Source organism: Pseudomonas sp. GNP013, assembly GCF_054343995.1.
In genome coordinates, this window is the sequence record NZ_JBTGUT010000001.1 from 2,002,205 (window position 1) to 2,018,857 (window position 16,653).

Here is a 16,653-nt window from a genome sequence, read left to right on the forward strand (position 1 = left end):
GTTCCTACCTGGGGAAACCGGAAAATAAAATTCACGCCGGTTCCATCTCGTGCACCACCTGGCCAGCGCGCAGGCGCACCAGCTGGTCGGCGATGTCGAAATAGCGGTCGTCGTGGCTGATCACGATGATGGTTTTGCCCAGGCGTTTGAGGTCCGGCAGCAGCTCGGTGTAGAAGATGCGGCGAAAGGCCGGGTCCTGGTCGGCGGCCCATTCGTCGAACACCAGCACCGGACGCTCTTCGAGCCAGGCGTTCACCAGCGCCAGGCGTTTGCGTTGGCCGGTGGAGAGGTCGGTGGTGCTGAATACGCCGTCCTTGACGCTCACCTTGTGCGCGATTTCCAGGCGCTCCAGGTACTTGCTGGCGCTGTCCAGCGACTGGGTGGCGCTGCCCTGCACCAGGTCGTCGAACAGGTAGTAGTCGGAGAACACCGTGGTGAACAACTGTCGATAATCGTCGCGTTCGGTGGCGGTCACCGCTTCGCCATTGAGGCGGATTTCGCCGGCCTGGGGCGGGTACAGGCCCAGCAGCAGCTTGATCAGGGTGGTCTTGCCGCTGCCGTTTTCGCCGACGATGAATACGATGTCGCCTTGCTTGATGCTCAAGTCGATCGGGCCCAGGTGGAACGGCTCGCTGCCTTCGACCGCCGGCGGGCTGTAGCTCACGCCCTTGAGTTCGAGGCTGTGGACCAGCGATTTCGGTGCTTCGCTGTCGTCCATCAGCAGGTGCGGCTCCGGCGACGAGAAACGTTCCGACAGCTCGCTGATACGGCCGAACGCAATCTTCGCCTTGCCCACCACCGGCAGGTAGCCCAGCAAATGCTCCAGCGGGCCTTTCATGTACAGCAGCACCAGCACGAAACCGGTGATCACGGTTGGATCCGGGTTGGGCCGGTACGCCTGCATCGCCAGGGCCAGGCCGATGACCACGAAGAACAGCATCGAACCGAAGGTCTTGGCGAGAATGTAGATATTCACCGACCGCACCTGGATATCGCTGATCAGGTCGGCGGTTTCCTGGATGCGGTGGGTGTTCATGCGGTAGCGCCGTGGACGGTGCATGCGCAGTTCCTTGGCGCCCGAGGCGATGGCGTTGTAGTAACGCTGCAACTCATCCTCATGCCCGCGAGCCAGGTCAAAGCCCTGGATGCCCTTGCCGCCGGCAATGAATTGCACGGTGCTGCCGATGATAATCGCCACCACCATCATCAGGAACATCGGCACCGACAGGTACGCCAGGTAGCCCAGGCAGCCGAGGGTGACCGTGGCGGCGATGGCCAGCGGGGTGAACGCGAAGGAGAAATCGCTGATGGTGTCGACGTCGTGGGTCAGCACCGGGATCAGGCGGTGCGAGCGGTAGCGCTCGATCTGGCCGATGGGCGCTGACAGGACTTTCTCGCCCAGGTCCTTGCGCAGCGCCGCGATGATGCGTTGGCCCACATAGTTGGTGCCGATGTCGGAAATGATCGAGCTGACCAGTGCCACCACGCACAGCGCGGCAAAGGTCATGACCACGCCCTGGGTCATGCCGTCGGGCGAATGCAGGGCATTGTTGATGGTGGCCAGCAGCAGGGTGATGGCGAGGCCGCCGACCATGCCCAGCGCAACGGACACCGTCACGATGGTGCGAAAGGGCCTGATCAGTGCGAGCAAGCCGTTAAAGGCGCCGCGTTTGGCATCGGTCATAAATACTTCCCGGAAAGTCAAAAAGAGGGGGCTGGGCACACAGACCCTTACCCATGACAAACGAAGCGCCGGGGCGACTATTTAGCCCGGTGTGCCGGGGGGTAGGGCGCAGCTGATAAATTGCCCGCAGGCTGGTTCGTTCTTGTTCTGTAGGCGCACGCGTAGCGACGCCGTGCGCGGTTCCTTCAGCGAGAGCGAAAACATGACAAAGAAAAACCTGGTGTATGTGTGGTCCCTGCGCAATGCCGCCGCCGACAAGGCCGGGCAGCCGGTGGCCTACAAGGACCACGAGCGCTACATGACGTCGGTGCTGGAATTTCTGGTGGGGGCGCTCAACGACACACCGCTGGGCCAGGCCTATGACCTGGTGGGCGTGGTGTATGACGATGACGAACACAACCCGCGGGATCAGGCGCTGGTTGCCGATTATGGCTTTGCCTGCGAGCCGGGCCGCCAGTGGTTGTACCCGGCGGACCTGCGGGTGCAGGGCAAGCGGGTCAACGACCTGCTGCTGAGTGTGCCGTCCACCTACCGCCGTTTACCCCGGGGCAGCGCCGAACACATTGCCGGCAAGCAGGACTTCGAGCGTCGCCTGCATGACACGCTGGTGGAATTGAAGGCCGATATCGTGGTGCTCGATGGTCTGCTGGTGATCCTCGATGAACTGGTGCGTCCGGGCGCGCCGTTTGCGCGGCGGATCATGAATATTCATCCGGGCATCACCCGTATTGAATCGCCGTATGAGCGTCGGGGGGCCTATGCGACCTGGAATGCGCTGTATGGTGCGCGCGGCGAGGCGGTGGTGGACTGGACCACCCGGGAAACCAGGCCGTGTGAACCGCTTTATCTCACCGGGGCGTCGTTTCATTACGTGGACAACGGGATCGACTCGGGGGAGGTGTTGCATGACGTGCTCAAGACGCAGATTTCGCCTGAGGACACTATCCTTGAGCTGCGGTGGAACAACTTTAATAACAGTTTGTTTCCGGCGTTGCAGGAGGGGTTGGAGTTGCTTGCTCGAGCTTAAAATCGACCGATTTTTTTGCCGAACGCTATAAAAATGTGGGAGGGGGCTTGCTCCCGATGGCTGAGTGTCAGTCAGCTTATTGGTAGCTGACACAACGCTATCGGGAGCAAGCCCCCTCCCACATTTGGATCTCCATGGATCAGATAGAACACAGTCTGCTTTTGATGGAAATAACGCAGAGGTACACCAAACCCTAAAAGTCCAACGTCACCCCACTCATCAGCGTCCGCCCATCCCCCGGCGAATGCAGCGATGCCCTGGCCCCATCCGGGTCATACCACGCATATTCGTAGTAACGGTTAGTGAGGTTCTTCAACTGCAGATCAACACTGACCGACTCCGTCACCCGGTAAACGGCACCAAGGTTCATCAACACATAACCGCCGTAAGTGCCCTGGGTGTTCTCCCGCTCCAGATAGTAGTGAGTCTGCCCATTCATCCACGCGCTGAGTTGCAGGGCCGGTGTGGCCTGGTAACGAATGCCGGCGTTGTACAAATGATGGGGGATGTGGTCGATCTCGCGGCCTTTGCTGCCCGGTAGGGTCGCGCTGGGCTGGAGGATTTTCGAGTACTGCCAGGCGTAGGCCAGCCAGATCTCGGTGCGCGCGTTCGGGTGCAGGTTGAGCTGCGCGTCGTAGCCCCAGCGGCGGGTCTGGCCGACATTGTCCGACTCGCCGCTGGGGTCGTTGAGCCGGCGGCTGACTTCGCCGCTGGCCTCCTGTTGCCAGTAGGCAATGCGCCCATCGACCCAGTCGGCAGGGGTGAACGTGATACCGGTTTCCCAGCCCTCGTTGATCGAGGGCGCAAGGTCGGTGTCACGCGGCGGGATCTTGTAGGCGGCTGCCCCGGTGCCCACCTGGAAGGTGCGGCCCCAATTGGCGTAGACGCTGGCCACGTTCCAGGGCGAATACACCACGCTGAGCTTGGGTTGCTTGATCAGCCCGTAGTCGTTGATGGCGTAGTCCGTGCCGGTCATTGCATTGGTGAAGTCACCCTGGATCCGGTCGACGCGGTACGCGGGGATGATCTTCAGCGATTCGAACGGTTGAATCTCGGCCTGCACGTACGCACCGACGGTGTTGAAGTCGAACTGCTGATCCCGGGTCTGCGCCTGGCGCGCGCGGTCCAGGGTGCGGTAGCGCTCGCTGGTGTTCTGCTGACGCTGGATATCCGTGCCGCCTTCCAGGGCGAAGTGGTACAGCCCGCTGACGACGGGGCGCCAGGTCAGGGAAGTGAGAGCGCCGTACTGGGTTTCGTACGCGTCACGTTCCTGCTGGGCGCTGGTGCGCCAGTACTGGGTCCAGCGTCGATCATCGAAGGTATTGAGGTAGGTTTTCGCCGACCACGAAAGCGTCTCGGCCAGCTCGGTATCAAGGTGCAGGCTGAGCTGATTCATGCGCCGCGTGCCTTTGTCGCTGGCGTTGTAGACATTGCTCATGCGGGGATGCTGGTGCGCATCGTCGGCACTCAGATAACCGGGTTCCTCGGCCTCGGTTTCGTAATGGCGGGCGATCAGGCCGATGCGGTAGCGATTGTCGTCCGGGGTATAGAACCACTTGCCGGACAGCGAGACTTTGTCCGCCTCGGCGTGATCGCGATAGCCGTCCGCTTTCTGGTAGGCGAAAAAGTAATTCTGCGTCCAGTTGCTGCTCTCGATGCCTTTGGCGAACTGGGTTTCACGGGTGTCATCGCTGCCGTAACGGATGCGCGCACGGGTGTAGTCGCCGCCGGTGCGGGTGAGCATGTTCACGTTACCGGCGATGTTGTTCAGGCCGTAACGGGCATCGCTGGTGCCGCGCACCACTTCGATGCTGTCCAGTTCCAGCGGGAAAATCATGTCCATGAAGGGCATGTTGCCGTCGTTGCTGTTACTGGGGATGCCGTCGATCAGCAGCTTGACCGCGTTCACTTCACCTTCGCCGTTGAAACCGCGAAACGAAATCTTGCCGGAGGTGGTGCCCTGGTTGAACTCGGTAAGCATCACCCCCGGCGCTCGGCTGAACAGCTCCCAGCTGTAGTTGACCGGCATTTTCTCCACGACATCGGCGCCGAGGATGTCCACCGAACCGGGCACGCCGCGCGTGCCGAGCGGGCCACTTTCACCGCTGGTGCCCTGGATCGCGACAGCGCCAAGGGTGAGGGCAGCGCTTTCGTCCGCCGAGGCCAATGAAGAAAAGGCAAGCAGGCTCACCGAGAGCATCGGCCAGAGTGAGCAGGGCACAGCCACACGCTTTGCGCGCGGCAGAGTAAATGGAGCAGGCATAAGGCACGCTTCCTGAAACCTGAAAAACGTCAAGGACGTTCAGCCACGCAATCGCGCGGCTGAAACATGAAGATCGGGCAATCAGGTCACAGGGGAGGCGCGCGGACTCAGGCTCGGCCAGCGAATCCTGGGATGCAGCGCAGGCAGCAGCGGATCATCAAGGACACTGTCCGGTGCATAACGCGGCAGAAAATGGCGGTAATGACTGGACGGCAACGCCGCCAGACCGGCATGCCCGCAGCAACAGTCACCGTGCTTCATCTCACCGGACGCAGGCGCCGACTTCAACGGCACGACCAGCTTGTCAAAGCCCGGCGGCAGAGCCTGCGACGAACAGAACCCACCCCACAGCATCAACCCGCTATCCGGCGCCTGCATGGTACGGCTGAGCGGCATGGCCAGCATATTCAGCAGCAAGGCCAGGCAGGCAATCCAGGGACTGATGCGTGAAAACATGGGCATCAAGGCAGTCGACACAAAGGGGCCGCTATTTAGCCGCAGTTAACCGCCCAAGTGAAAGCGCAAGGCATGCGCCATTTCGCCGCAGCCAGAAGCACCGCTCCGTTTTTGATCTGCTTTTGATCTGCTTTTGATCTGGCTGTTGATCTTGATCTCAGGCGCCCCGTCAACCACGCTGGCCGAACGCAGGCTTGAATCCGTGGGTAACCCGGCAGGACGCCGGGTTAGCCGCGCTGGGCCAAGGATGGCCCATCGCGGCGGCCCACGGATTCAAGCCTGCGTGCGGGCACACCGAGCCTGAGCGAGGTGCCGAGTGGTGGGGCAAGAGCCCTTTTGGTTACTTTTGGGGCTCTTTTCCAAAAGTGACCCGCCGTAAGGGCGGAACCGTAATCAGCCGTTACCGCAGCAACGGATAATATATACCCAGTCAGACCGCCATCGGGAGCAAGCCCCCTCCCACATTTGGCCGCATCCCCCAACAACCCCTCAGAGCATCCGACGCAACACATCATTACGCGGATCCCTATCAAAAAACCGATGCTTAAGCGCCCCCAGAACATGCACCACAATCAACCCAAGCAACGTATAGGCACACACCTTGTGCAACCACTGAAACACCACAAACCACTCATCATTCTTCGCCAGCAACTCCGGCAGATTCACCCCGAAAAAAAACACCCCATCGCTCATCGTGTAAGTGCTCGACATCGAGTAACCCATCAACGGCACCACCACGATCAGCACATACATCGCGCGCTGCACCAGCCGTGACAAAAACCGCTCATGGGCCGCCAGCGTCGCTGGCGGTGACGGCAGCACCGGCGTTCGCCAACGCAACACGATCTGCACCAGCACCAGCATGAACGCCAGCACCCCGAAGGATTTGTGCCACGGGTAATACAGCTCATATTTGCTTGCCACTTCATCGGCCAGCCCGGTCATATGCCAGCCCGCCCACAGCAGCCCGGCGATCAGCACCGCGCGCACCCAGTGCAGCATGCGCAAAGAGGTTGGATATCGGTCAATCGTTTCGGTGTTCATCGACATCTCTCCATGGATAAAGGGCTGCGCTCAATGGGGTAGCAACACCGTGATGACCTTCTCTTCGGTATAGGCCAGCGCGCCGCCAAACCCGCCTTCACGGCCGATGCCGCTGGTCTTGACGCCGCCCCAGGGCAGGTTGGCATCCAGCGGACTCCAGCAGTTGATGCCCACCGCACCGGCCTTCACCGCTGCGGCCACGCGATGGGCGCGCACCAGGTCGGCGGTCCACACGGTGGCCGCCAGGCCGTAGGCGGAGTCGTTGGCCAGGGCGACGGCATCCGCTTCGTTGTCGAACGGGATGAGTGTGCCCACCGGGCCGAAGATTTCGTCGCGGGCAATCGCCATGTCATTGCGTGCGTCGGCAAAAATGGTCGGGCGTACGAACCAGCCCTGTTCCGGGCTCGACACACCGCCGGCGAGCAGGGTGGCGCCTTCGTCGATGCCCAGCTGGATATAGCGATTGACCCGCTCCCATTGCGCTTTCTTCGCGACCGGCCCCATCTGCACACCGGGCTGACGCGGGTCGCCCACCTTGACTGCGCGCGCCGCCTCGGCAAGCGCCGCAGCGAAACGATCGGCGATGCCGCGCTGCACCAGAATGCGCGACCCGGCCGCACAAATCTGGCCCTGATTGGCGAACAGGCCAAGGCTGCAGCCGCGCAGCGCGTCCTCGAAGGAAGCATCGTCAAACACGATCTGCGGGCTCTTGCCGCCCAGTTCCAGGGCGACATGCTTGAACAGCACCCCGGCGGTGCGCTGGATCTCACGCCCGGCTTCGGGGCTGCCGGTGAAGCTGATCTTGGCGATGTGCGGATGCTCACACAGCGCCCGACCCACCTCATTGCCGTAGCCGGTGACCACATTGATCACCCCGTCCGGAAAACCCGCTTCCTGCGCCAGCGCCGCCAGGTGCAGGGCCGACTGCGGAGTCTCTTCCGAGGGCTTGATCACCACCGTGCAGCCTGCGGCCAGCAACGCCGCGAGCTTCCACACGGTGATCATCAGCGGCGAATTCCACGGCACAATGGCCCCGACCACACCCACCGGCTCACGCACGGTGTACGACAGGGTTCTGGTGCCGAAATACCCGCCACTGGGAATGGTCCGCCCCTCCAACTGATTGGCCCAACCCGCCGCCGCGCGCAGATTGGCAAGCACATTGGGCAAATCCATCCGACGCGGCTCCAGCGGCGAACGCCCGATAGCATCGGCGTCCATATCCGCCAGCAACTCACTGTCGCGCTCCACCAGATCAGCCAGCTTCAACAACACCCGAGCGCGCTGCGCCCCATCAAACCGACTCCACTCGCCACGCTCAAGCTGCTCAAACGCCGCGTTCACCGCCCGATCCACATCCTCGACCGTACCCCGCGCAAAACTGCCATACACCTGCTCCGTCACCGGATTGACCAGCTCAACCCGCCCACCCTCTGAAGCCTCAGAGACCACGCCATTAATAAAGTGATTCAAACGCTGACCCATACCAGCCTCCATAAATAATTCGTTTTTGATCTGCTCTTGATTTGCTTTTGATTTTGATCTCAAGCGCCCCGTCAACCACGCTGGCCGCACGCAGGCTTGAATCCGTGGGTAACCCGGCAGGACGCCGGGTTAGCCGCACTGGGCCATGGATGGCCCATTGCGGCGGCCCACGGATTCAAGCCTGCGTGCGGGCACACCGAGCCTGAGCGAGGTGCCGAGTGGTGGGGCAAGAGCCCTTTTGGTTACTTTTGGGGCTCTTTTCCAAAAGTGACCCGCCGTAAGGGCGGAACCCATCCAAGCCGTCACCCCAGCACCGGATATGTACCCAGTCAAACCGCTATCGGGAGCAAACCCCCTCCCACATCCCAAACCGCGTCACGTCCAAAACCTCACTCCTCAAGCGACCCCAGAGCCTCCCGAAACACATCCAAGGCCCTGAAAAACAACCCCCGCGTAATCGTCAACGAAGGCATCACCCGCATCACATTCCCGTACCGCCCACAAGGAATCATCAACACCCCATGGCTCATCAGAAACCCCATCAACGCCCCAATCTTCTGCGGCGCCAGCGGCGCCCTGGTCAGCGGATCCTCCACCAACTCAATCCCGATCATCAGCCCACGCCCACGCACCTCACCCACAAACCGGCTGCCAAACCCACGGATATACTCCTGCGCCTCCAGCCCCAGCGTATGCGCGCGCCCCAGCAGATCCAGCTCCGGGTCCTGCAGAATCGCGATATTGGTCAGCGCCACCGCCGCCGACAGCGAGTTTGCCGCGAAGGTATTGGGCATCGACCCATCGGGAATCTGCGCCGCCAGATCCGAACGCATGATCAACCCCGCCATCGGCAGGTCGCTGCCGATGCCCTTGCCAAAGGTGAGCATGTCGGGCTTGACCCCCGAGTGCTCCACTGCCCACATCTTGCCGGTGCGCCCCGCGCCGGACTGCACCTCGTCGACGATCAACAGCGTGCCGCTGCGGTCGCACGCCTGGCGCAGAATCTGCAAGAACTCCGGCGACGGCGGCACGTAGCCGCCTTCGCCCTGCACCGGCTCGACGATCACCGCCGCCACGTCATCGGCGGCGGTGTAGGGCGTGTTCAGCAAGTAATCAACGTACTCGCCGGCGATCTGTTCGGCGCTCTTGTGCGTGGTGTCGAACGGGAAGCGATAGGCGTAGGGGTAGGGCGCATGAATCACACCGCCCATCTGCGCGCCGAAGCCCTTGCGGTAGGCGGTGCCGGTGGTGAGCGAGCCCGAGGCGTTCCACACGCCGTGGTAACCGCCGTGGAAGGCGATGATCTGGTGGCGCCCGGTAATGCGCTTGGCGAACTTGATCGCTGCTTCCAGCGCATCGCTGCCGCTCTGGGTGAAGAAGGTGATGCAGTCGCCACGCAAACCGTCCGGCGCAATCTCGGAGAGTTTGGCCGCCAGTTCGGTGCGCCGGGTGCTGTTGATTTCCAGGGCGTGCATCAGCACTTCGGATTGATCGCGGATCGCCTGCACCACTTTGGGGTGGCAACGGCCGACGCTGCTCACGCCGACGCCGGCGGAGAGGTCGATATAGGTGTTGCCGTCCGGGTCCTTGAAGGTGGCGCCAAAAGCACGGTCCATGGCGATCGGCATGCGTCCGCCGCCGCGCGCCATGGACTCGGTGCGCGCCGACAACGCCAGGGCCTCGCAGGTTTTGGGGCCGGGCAGGGCGCCGGAAATGATGCGCGGTGCATCGGAGAAGTGGAGGGCTTCAAGCTGGGCTTCACTCATGATGGGTCTCTGGCAGGTCTATTCAGGTGTACCGATCATCGGCGTGACCTGCCCGGGGCGGGTATCCCGAATCGGCACATCGGCGCGCCGCGCAGCGGTTTTTTGTGAGCCCGAAATAATGTTGAAATATTGCAATATTTGATCTTTGTGAGACTATCTGGCACGAAGCTGGCTTTAAAATAAAAAAATTGCGGAGAATATCGCGCATGATGAGAAATCAAAGCGTCAGCCAGTTTCACGATGTGCACGTGCACGCGGCCAACATTCAGCAGTGGCACCAGGACTACAGCCAGCTCACCGCCGGTTCGGCCGAGAGTTCGCTGATGCAGTTGACCACCACCGGGTGCCACGTTTTCCTCGAGCAGATCAACCAGCGCGTGGTGCAGCACGGCGTGGCGCCACGCAACAAGATGTGCTTTGCGGTGCCGATCAATGTGCCGGGATCGGTGCGGATGCAGGGGCGGGAGGTCGACGACAGCAGCCTGTTCTTCCTGCACGGCGGCGAGGAGTTCATGTTCCATATGCCGATGGGCATGCAATTGCTGTCCATCACCTTCGAGCGCGAGTTGTTCGAGCAGGCGCTGGCGCACACGGCGTCGGCCAGTGACCTCAATCTGTTACTGCGTCAGCCGGTGATCAGGGTTTCCCCCCAGCGCTTCGCCGACGCGCGGCGCCGATTGCTCGCGCTGTTCGCCCAGGCCATGGCCGGAGAGCTGCGCGATTCGCACGCGCGCCTGCTGGAGCAGGCCCTGCTCGACGAGCTGGTGCAACTGATGAGCGATCCGTCCTGCGACAAGCAACAGCGCTCGCCCAGCTCCACGCGCAGTTTTATCGTCGAGAAATGCCATCGCCTGGCGACCACCGGGCAGTTCGACGTGCCCAGCGTCACCGACCTGTGCGAACGCCTGCAGGTGAGCCGGCGCACCGTGCAGAACAGCTTTCGCGCGGTGGCCGAGACCACGCCGCTGAATTATTTGCGGTCCATCAGGCTCAACGGCGTGCGCCGCACCCTGATGTCCACGCCCGCCGCGCAGCTCTCCATTGGCGATGCGGCGGCGCAATGGGGGTTCTACCACCTCAGCCATTTCGCCGCTGAATATCACGCGTTGTTCGCCGAGCTGCCGTCGCACACCTCACGTGCCGCCTCTCATCAAACACAAAATAGCTTGTTGATTTAACACCCAACGTTTCAGACAGCACCATTCCTGTGGTGAGCGGGCTTGTTGTGGCGAGCGGGCTTGCCCCGCGTTGGGGTGCGAAGCGCCCCCAATCGAGCAAAACGCGGTGTACCTGATACGGCTCAGCGTCTGGCTTTAGGGCTGCTGCGCAGCCCAACGCGGGGCAAGCCCGCTCGCCACAACAAGCCTGCTCGCCACAGGGAATCTGCGCTTAACTGAACGGCATTAGGGCAAGCGCGCTCGCCACAGCCATGCCTCATGGGTACAGCGGTCGCTATACGCGGAACTGGTCCATCAGTTTCATCTGCTGATTGGCCCGGGCGTTGAGTTGGCTGCTGATCTGCGCTGACTCGGCGGCCTGTTCCGTCAGGGTTTCGGTGACGCCGCGAATGGTCGCGACGTTGCGATTGACCTCCTCGGCCACCGCGCTCTGTTCCTCCGCTGCGCTGGCGATCTGCAGGTTCATGTCACTGATCACCGTCACCGCTTCGCTGATCCTGCCCAGGGCCTGCACGGCCTGATGGATCTGCCCGGCGTTGTCCTGGGCCAGCGTCTGGCTGGCATGCATGGTGGTCACCACGCCCCGCGTCCCGCTCTGGATGCGCTCGATCACCAGGCGAATTTCCTCCACCGAATCCTGGGTACGTTTGGCCAGGTTGCGCACTTCATCGGCCACCACCGCAAACCCACGGCCGCTTTCCCCGGCGCGTGCCGCTTCAATGGCGGCGTTCAGGGCCAGCAGGTTGGTCTGTTCGGCAATGCTGCGGATCACCTCCAGCACCGAGCCGATCTGCTCGCTGTTGACCGCCAGCGCTTCGACCTCGGTGACGGCCTTGCTGACCTCGCTGGCCAGGGCGGTGATGTCGCGGGTGCTGCGTTCGATCAGCGTGATGCCGTCCCTGGACGCCTGGTCAGCCCCGCGTGCCGCCTGGGCCGCGTTCGACGCGCTGTGGGCGACTTCATGGGCGGTGGCGCTCATCTCATTGGACGCGGTCGCCAACTGGTCGATCTCGCGAAACTGCACCTGCATGCCTTCGCTGGTCTGCCGCGCGATGTCGGAAGACTGGTCGGCGGTGCCACGCGCGTCGGTGATGCTCTGCTTGATCTGCGCGATGGTCGGTTGCAGTTTGTCGAGGAAGCGGTTGAACCAACTCACCAGTTCGCCCAGTTCGTCTTTCTTGCGGTAATCCAGGCGCTGGGTCAGGTCGCCGTCGCCGCTGGCGATGGCCTTGAGCATCTGCGCGACGCTGTTGATCGGGCGCGTCACACCGGAGGCGGTGAGCCAGATCAGCAGCAGGCCCAGCAGCCCGGCGCCGATGGCCACCAGCGACGCGATGAGGGTGTCGCGGGTCTGCGTCTGGTCGAGCAACGCCTGCAGCGCCACCGAGTCGGCCAGCAACACCTGTTTGGGCAGGTCGATGACCACGCCCCACGGCGCGGCGTCCGGGATCGGCGCGACCGGGTACACCGCGCGGATCAAGTCATCCTGGGCCAGCACCTGCGGTTGTTTTTGCGCCAATGCCGCGAGCAGCGCCTTGCCCGCATCGCCCAGGGCGGCGGTGACTGGTTTGCCGATCTGGCCAGCGTCCTTGCTGTAGGCGGCGAGCACGCCGCTGTCGGAGACAATCAGCATGCTGCCCGCACCGTTGAACAGCGTGCGCTGGGCCTCGCCGGCGGCCGCTTGCAGCGCGCCGAGGGCAAGGTCCACGCCGAGGGTGCCGATGACCTTGCCGTCGGCCATCAACGGCATCGACAGAGTAGTCATCAGTTGCACCTGGCCGGCCTGGGTGTCGGCGTAGGGCGCCATCAGGCAGGTGCGCCGCGTGTCGCGGGGGCAGGTGTACCAACTGTTATAGGGGGCGCCACTGATGCTCAGCTCGGTTTTCTGCAAGTCGGTTTCGGGAATCAGGATGTTCACCGCCGGGCCGGCACCGCGGTTCCACGCGCTGGCGAAGCGTCCGGTTTCGTTGGAGGCGCGCGCGGCGTCGTTGACGAACTCGCTGTCCTCGCCCCCCAGCGCATTCGGCTCGAACACCAGCCACAGTCCCAGCACCTGGGGGTTGTGCTCGAAGGTGATGTTGAGGCCGCGGTTCAGCTCCTCACGCAAGGCTGCGGCCGGCAACCCGCGCTGCATCGCCATGCTGCGCAAATGGGTCGTCTGGTCGGCGAGGCCGGTGATCAGCAGCAGGCTGTTGCCGAAGGCCCGCTGCAGGTTGCTTGCCTGCTCGGCGGCCTTGGCCTGCAGCAGGTTTTCACCGCTGTCGGTCAGCATCCTGCCGCTGGAGGTGCTGATCAAGCGGTTGTTCTGGCTACTCTGGTAGAGGTTCATGCCGACGATCAGGCCGATCACGCCCAGCAGGCACAGGCCGGACAGCAGGATGATTTTCATGCGGATGGAGAGCGCGTCGAGCATGGGATGATCTCGCAAGTGAACAGCGTGCCAGTGGGTTATCAGTTGGCCTGGGCCACTGACTTCTTATTGGGTATGTCATTACATCGGCCGATTCAGCGCCGACTGAACCTGACCAGCAGCGCTGCCACCAGCAACAGGACCGTCAACACCGCCAGCACGGCAATAAAACCGGCATCGAACGCTGCGCGTGCCAGCCCCGTCAGCAGCGCAGCGTCGTCGCTCGGCAGTGTTGCGGCGACCAGCAGGGCATCGTCCAGGCTCTCGAACGTCGACGGGTTCAGGCCGAGCCTGGGTGGAATCGTCAGGCTCGTCGACCAGGCATATATCGCCGACAGCAGGCTGCCCGCCAGTGTCACCCCGGCTGCACCGCCCAGTTCAAACGAGACTTCCTCGATGGACGCAGCCATGCCGGCCTGGTCGCTGGGCACGCTGAGCATGATGGTGCTGGACGCCGCCGTCAGGGCCGCGCCCATGGCCATGCCCAACAGCGCGAGACTGGCAATCTGCAGCGGTACTGCCGCGTTGCACAGCAACAGATACGCCAGCATCGCGGCGGCCGACAGCAGCAGGGTCCAGAACAGCATGCGCCGGCTGCCCAGGCGCGACAGGTAATAGCCGGCCAGCGGCCCGGCAACGAAGGAACCCAGCGGCGACATACCCAGCACCAATTGCAGGCGCTGGCTGAACACCAGTTCCATGCCTATAAACGCCAGGGCTGAAGCGAGCGCTGCAATCACCGCATTTCTGAACAGCGGCTCGGCGAACAGTGACAGCTCAAGCATCGGCTGCGCGGCACGGCGCTGGCGCCGGATGAACATCGCCAGGAACAACGCACCCAGCAGTATCGCCACCAGCATGGCGGCGAAGGAGGGCGAGCGTTTGCCCAGCTCCTTGACGGCATAGGCGATGCTGATCAAACCGACCATCACCTGCAGCGAGCCCCGCCAGTCCCAGTGGCGCCGGGGATTGCCCGGATGCTCGGGAATCAGCGTCACCCCGAGCAGTAAGGCCACCAGCACAATCGGCACGTTGATCAGAAACACCGAGCCCCACCAGAAGTGTTCCAGCAGCAGGCCGCCGACCACCGGCCCCAGCGCTGCGCCACCGGAGGCCACTGACGCCCAGATGCCAAACGCCATGGCCTGTTCGCGTTCGTCGTTGAACGTCAAGCGGATCAGCGCCAGGGTGGCAGGCATCATCATTGCCGCGCCGACCGCCAGAAAACCCCGGGCGCCGATCAACACGTTGGCCGATGGCGAGAAGGCCGCAATCAGCGAGAACACCCCGAACACGCTCAGCCCGCCGATAAACAGGCGTTTGTGCCCCAGGCGATCGCCCAGCGTGCCCATGCCCAGCAGCAGGCCGGCGGCGATCAGTGCGTAGATATTGATGATCCACAGCTTCTGCGAGGCGCTTGCGCCGAGCTCGCGGGTCAGGGTGGGCAGCGCGGTGTATAACACCGTCATGTCGATGACGATCAGCAGCAACGCGCTGGAAATAATCGCCAGGATCAACCAGCGACGCTTAGACGACATGGGCCGGGCTCGATAATTGAATGGCTGACATGAGTCACTCCAGGTTCAGGCAGGCAAGGGGGGGCTGACCCTAGCATGCACGGCGCAGGGCTCGCAGCGTTATCCCGAATCGGCGGGGAGTGCAGCGCCATGACCTGTTTTGGGGCGCAGCCCGCGATGTTACCGATTTGGGATAGCGAGGTGTTCACAGGCGGGCATAGCATCGAAACCAGCGTGCAACCTCAACAATAAAAGCGCTACCCGGCACCGATTGCGCCTGGATCGGGGCCACCCCACAGCGACTGCCTCATACAATAAGGTCAACAACATGAGCGTATCTCTACCGGTCAACAGTTCCACGGAGCTCAAGCGTGGCGCCCTGGGTGTCGGCTTTATCATTTTCTTCGTGATTTCGGCGGCAAGCCCGCTCAGCGTCATCGCCGGTGGCTTTCCCATCGGCATCATGCTGGGCAACGGTGCCGGCACCCCGGCCTTGCTGATCCTGGCATTGCTGGTGCTGTTGGCGTTTTCGGTGGGCTACACCACCATGTCGCGCCACGTCACCAACGCCGGCGGTTTCTACGCGTTCACCTCCCGTGGCCTGGGTGGCCTGGCCGGCGGCTCGGCGGCGGTGCTGGCGATGTTTGCCTACAACATTCTGCAGATCGCGCTGTATGGCATGTTCGGCGGTGTGGTCAGCGGCACCATGGAGAGTGTCGCGGGGGTGGTGTTGCCCTGGTGGTCCTATTCGCTGATGGCGATGGCCAGCATTGCGTTTCTCGGCTATCGCAAGATCGACCTGTCGGCCAAGGTGCTGTCGCTGGTGGTGGTCGCCGAGTACCTGGCAATCCTCATCCTCGATTTCGCCATTCTGAAGACCGGCGGTGACAGCGGTGTCAATCTCGACTCGTTCACCCCTCAGCACTTCACCAGCGGTACGCCGTCCATCGGCCTGCTGTTCTGCTTCGCCGCCTTCATCGGCTTCGAGGCCACCACCATCTACGGCGAAGAAGCCAAAGACCCCAAGCGCACCATCCCGATTGCCACCTACTGTTCGGTGCTGCTGATCGGCGCGTTCTACACGCTGTCGGTGTGGTCGATGATAGTGGGCGTGGGCGCCGACAAGATCGTGCCGCTGCTGCAAGCCATGCAGGACCCGACCACCCTGATCTACGGCATGTCCGACCACTTTGTCGGCCCGCACCTGACCCAGGTCATCCGTGTGCTGTTCATCGTCAGCATCTATGCCGGGCTGCTGGCGTTCCATAATGCGGCGGCGCGCTATTTCTACGCCATCGGCCGTGACGGCCTGCTGCACAGCCTGTTGGGCACCACCCACCGCGTGCACCAGAGCCCGCACATGGGCTCGGCCTTGCAGAGCCTGATCGCCGCCGTGGTGGTGCTGATCTTTGCCGCAATGGACGCCGATCCGATCCTGCAACTGTTCGCCTGGTTCTCCAACCTGGCGACCCTGTGCGTGATCCTGCTGATGGCGATCACCTCGGTGGCCATCTGCGTGTATTTCCACCGGCATCCGGAGCTCAAGGTCAATGTGCTGCGCGGGCGCATTTTGCCGGTGTTTTCGTGCGTGGCTTTGCTCTGCGTGCTGGTGCTGGCGGTGGCGCATTTCGATGTGCTCACCGGTGCCAGCCAGCTCCTGTCCTACAGCCTGTGTGCGGTGATTCCCGCTGCGCTGCTGGGCGGCCTTTACCTCGCCGCGCGCCTGCGCAAGGTAGCACCGCAGCGCTTCCTGGCCTTGGGCAGCCACAAGCTCTAAGGCCTCGCTCGCGCCATCCCCACTGTGAATTGATCGCCTGCCGGTG

Annotated in this window: 11 protein-coding genes and 1 pseudogene; 3 read left to right on the forward strand and 9 right to left on the reverse strand. The window is 62.8% G+C overall.

Annotation, left to right across the window (positions count from 1 at the left end):
- Positions 1 to 31 precede the first annotated feature (31 nt).
- A complete protein-coding gene (locus ACXX81_RS08940) occupies positions 32 to 1,684 on the reverse strand; it encodes a cyclic peptide export ABC transporter (protein WP_209982412.1) in 1,653 nt (550 codons plus the stop codon).
- Positions 1,685 to 1,886: 202 nt separating this feature from the next.
- On the opposite strand from ACXX81_RS08940, the gene ACXX81_RS08945 reads away from it, so the two are divergent.
- Positions 1,887 to 2,711: a formyl transferase gene (locus ACXX81_RS08945; protein ID WP_209982410.1), complete on the forward strand. Its 825-nt coding sequence runs from the start codon at positions 1,887 to 1,889 to the stop codon at positions 2,709 to 2,711.
- A gap of 193 nt (positions 2,712 to 2,904) precedes the next feature.
- On the opposite strand, the gene ACXX81_RS08950 is transcribed toward ACXX81_RS08945, so the two are convergent.
- The 5 genes from ACXX81_RS08950 to ACXX81_RS08970 all read right to left on the reverse strand — a co-directional run bounded on the left by ACXX81_RS08950 (position 2,905) and on the right by ACXX81_RS08970 (position 9,725).
- Complete coding sequence (locus tag ACXX81_RS08950) at positions 2,905 to 4,911, reverse strand: TonB-dependent receptor (protein ID WP_209990381.1); 2,007 nt, start codon at positions 4,909 to 4,911, stop codon at positions 2,905 to 2,907.
- A gap of 144 nt (positions 4,912 to 5,055) precedes the next feature.
- On the reverse strand, positions 5,056 to 5,436 hold the full coding sequence (locus tag ACXX81_RS08955) for a DUF2946 family protein (protein WP_209982408.1): 381 nt from the start codon (positions 5,434 to 5,436) through the stop codon (positions 5,056 to 5,058).
- A 483-nt stretch (positions 5,437 to 5,919) separates the two neighbouring features.
- Entirely contained in the window at positions 5,920 to 6,474 is a 555-nt protein-coding gene (locus ACXX81_RS08960) for a cytochrome b (protein ID WP_209982405.1), read from the reverse strand.
- Positions 6,475 to 6,504: 30 nt separating this feature from the next.
- Positions 6,505 to 7,959, reverse strand: a complete 1,455-nt coding sequence (locus ACXX81_RS08965; protein ID WP_458571532.1) for an aldehyde dehydrogenase family protein — start codon at positions 7,957 to 7,959, stop codon at positions 6,505 to 6,507.
- A 389-nt stretch (positions 7,960 to 8,348) separates the two neighbouring features.
- Entirely contained in the window at positions 8,349 to 9,725 is a 1,377-nt protein-coding gene (locus ACXX81_RS08970; RefSeq protein WP_209982401.1) for an aspartate aminotransferase family protein, read from the reverse strand.
- Between the two features lie 209 nt (positions 9,726 to 9,934).
- On the opposite strand from ACXX81_RS08970, the gene ACXX81_RS08975 reads away from it, so the two are divergent.
- Positions 9,935 to 10,903 (forward strand): helix-turn-helix domain-containing protein, encoded by a 969-nt coding sequence (locus ACXX81_RS08975; RefSeq protein WP_458572572.1) that lies wholly within the window; start codon positions 9,935 to 9,937, stop codon positions 10,901 to 10,903.
- A 274-nt stretch (positions 10,904 to 11,177) separates the two neighbouring features.
- On the opposite strand, the gene ACXX81_RS08980 is transcribed toward ACXX81_RS08975, so the two are convergent.
- From ACXX81_RS08980 to ACXX81_RS08990, 3 genes and pseudogenes are all read right to left on the reverse strand, one after another.
- Entirely contained in the window at positions 11,178 to 11,933 is a 756-nt protein-coding gene (locus ACXX81_RS08980) for a methyl-accepting chemotaxis protein (protein ID WP_414896194.1), read from the reverse strand.
- A gap of 102 nt (positions 11,934 to 12,035) precedes the next feature.
- Positions 12,036 to 13,316 (reverse strand): annotated as a pseudogene (locus ACXX81_RS08985) (methyl-accepting chemotaxis protein); the annotation flags it as partial.
- 92 nt (positions 13,317 to 13,408) lie between these two features.
- A complete protein-coding gene (locus tag ACXX81_RS08990; RefSeq protein WP_458571533.1) occupies positions 13,409 to 14,851 on the reverse strand; it encodes an MFS transporter in 1,443 nt (480 codons plus the stop codon).
- 307 nt (positions 14,852 to 15,158) lie between these two features.
- Here ACXX81_RS08990 and ACXX81_RS08995 point away from each other — a divergent pair, with 307 nt between their 5' ends.
- On the forward strand, positions 15,159 to 16,607 hold the full coding sequence (locus tag ACXX81_RS08995) for an APC family permease (protein WP_057008849.1): 1,449 nt from the start codon (positions 15,159 to 15,161) through the stop codon (positions 16,605 to 16,607).
- Positions 16,608 to 16,653: the final 46 nt, after the last annotated feature.

Coding starts and splice junctions, on each gene's coding strand:
- ACXX81_RS08940 (WP_209982412.1), bottom strand. CDS start 1,684: ATGACCGATGCCAAACGCGGCGCCTTTAACGGCTTGCTCGCACTGATC.
- ACXX81_RS08945 (WP_209982410.1), top strand. CDS start 1,887: ATGACAAAGAAAAACCTGGTGTATGTGTGGTCCCTGCGCAATGCCGCC.
- ACXX81_RS08950 (WP_209990381.1), bottom strand. CDS start 4,911: ATGCTCTCGGTGAGCCTGCTTGCCTTTTCTTCATTGGCCTCGGCGGAC.
- ACXX81_RS08955 (WP_209982408.1), bottom strand. CDS start 5,436: ATGCCCATGTTTTCACGCATCAGTCCCTGGATTGCCTGCCTGGCCTTG.
- ACXX81_RS08960 (WP_209982405.1), bottom strand. CDS start 6,474: ATGAACACCGAAACGATTGACCGATATCCAACCTCTTTGCGCATGCTG.
- ACXX81_RS08965 (WP_458571532.1), bottom strand. CDS start 7,959: ATGGGTCAGCGTTTGAATCACTTTATTAATGGCGTGGTCTCTGAGGCT.
- ACXX81_RS08970 (WP_209982401.1), bottom strand. CDS start 9,725: ATGAGTGAAGCCCAGCTTGAAGCCCTCCACTTCTCCGATGCACCGCGC.
- ACXX81_RS08975 (WP_458572572.1), top strand. CDS start 9,935: ATGAGAAATCAAAGCGTCAGCCAGTTTCACGATGTGCACGTGCACGCG.
- ACXX81_RS08980 (WP_414896194.1), bottom strand. CDS start 11,933: ATGCAGGTGCAGTTTCGCGAGATCGACCAGTTGGCGACCGCGTCCAAT.
- ACXX81_RS08990 (WP_458571533.1), bottom strand. CDS start 14,851: ATGTCGTCTAAGCGTCGCTGGTTGATCCTGGCGATTATTTCCAGCGCG.
- ACXX81_RS08995 (WP_057008849.1), top strand. CDS start 15,159: ATGAGCGTATCTCTACCGGTCAACAGTTCCACGGAGCTCAAGCGTGGC.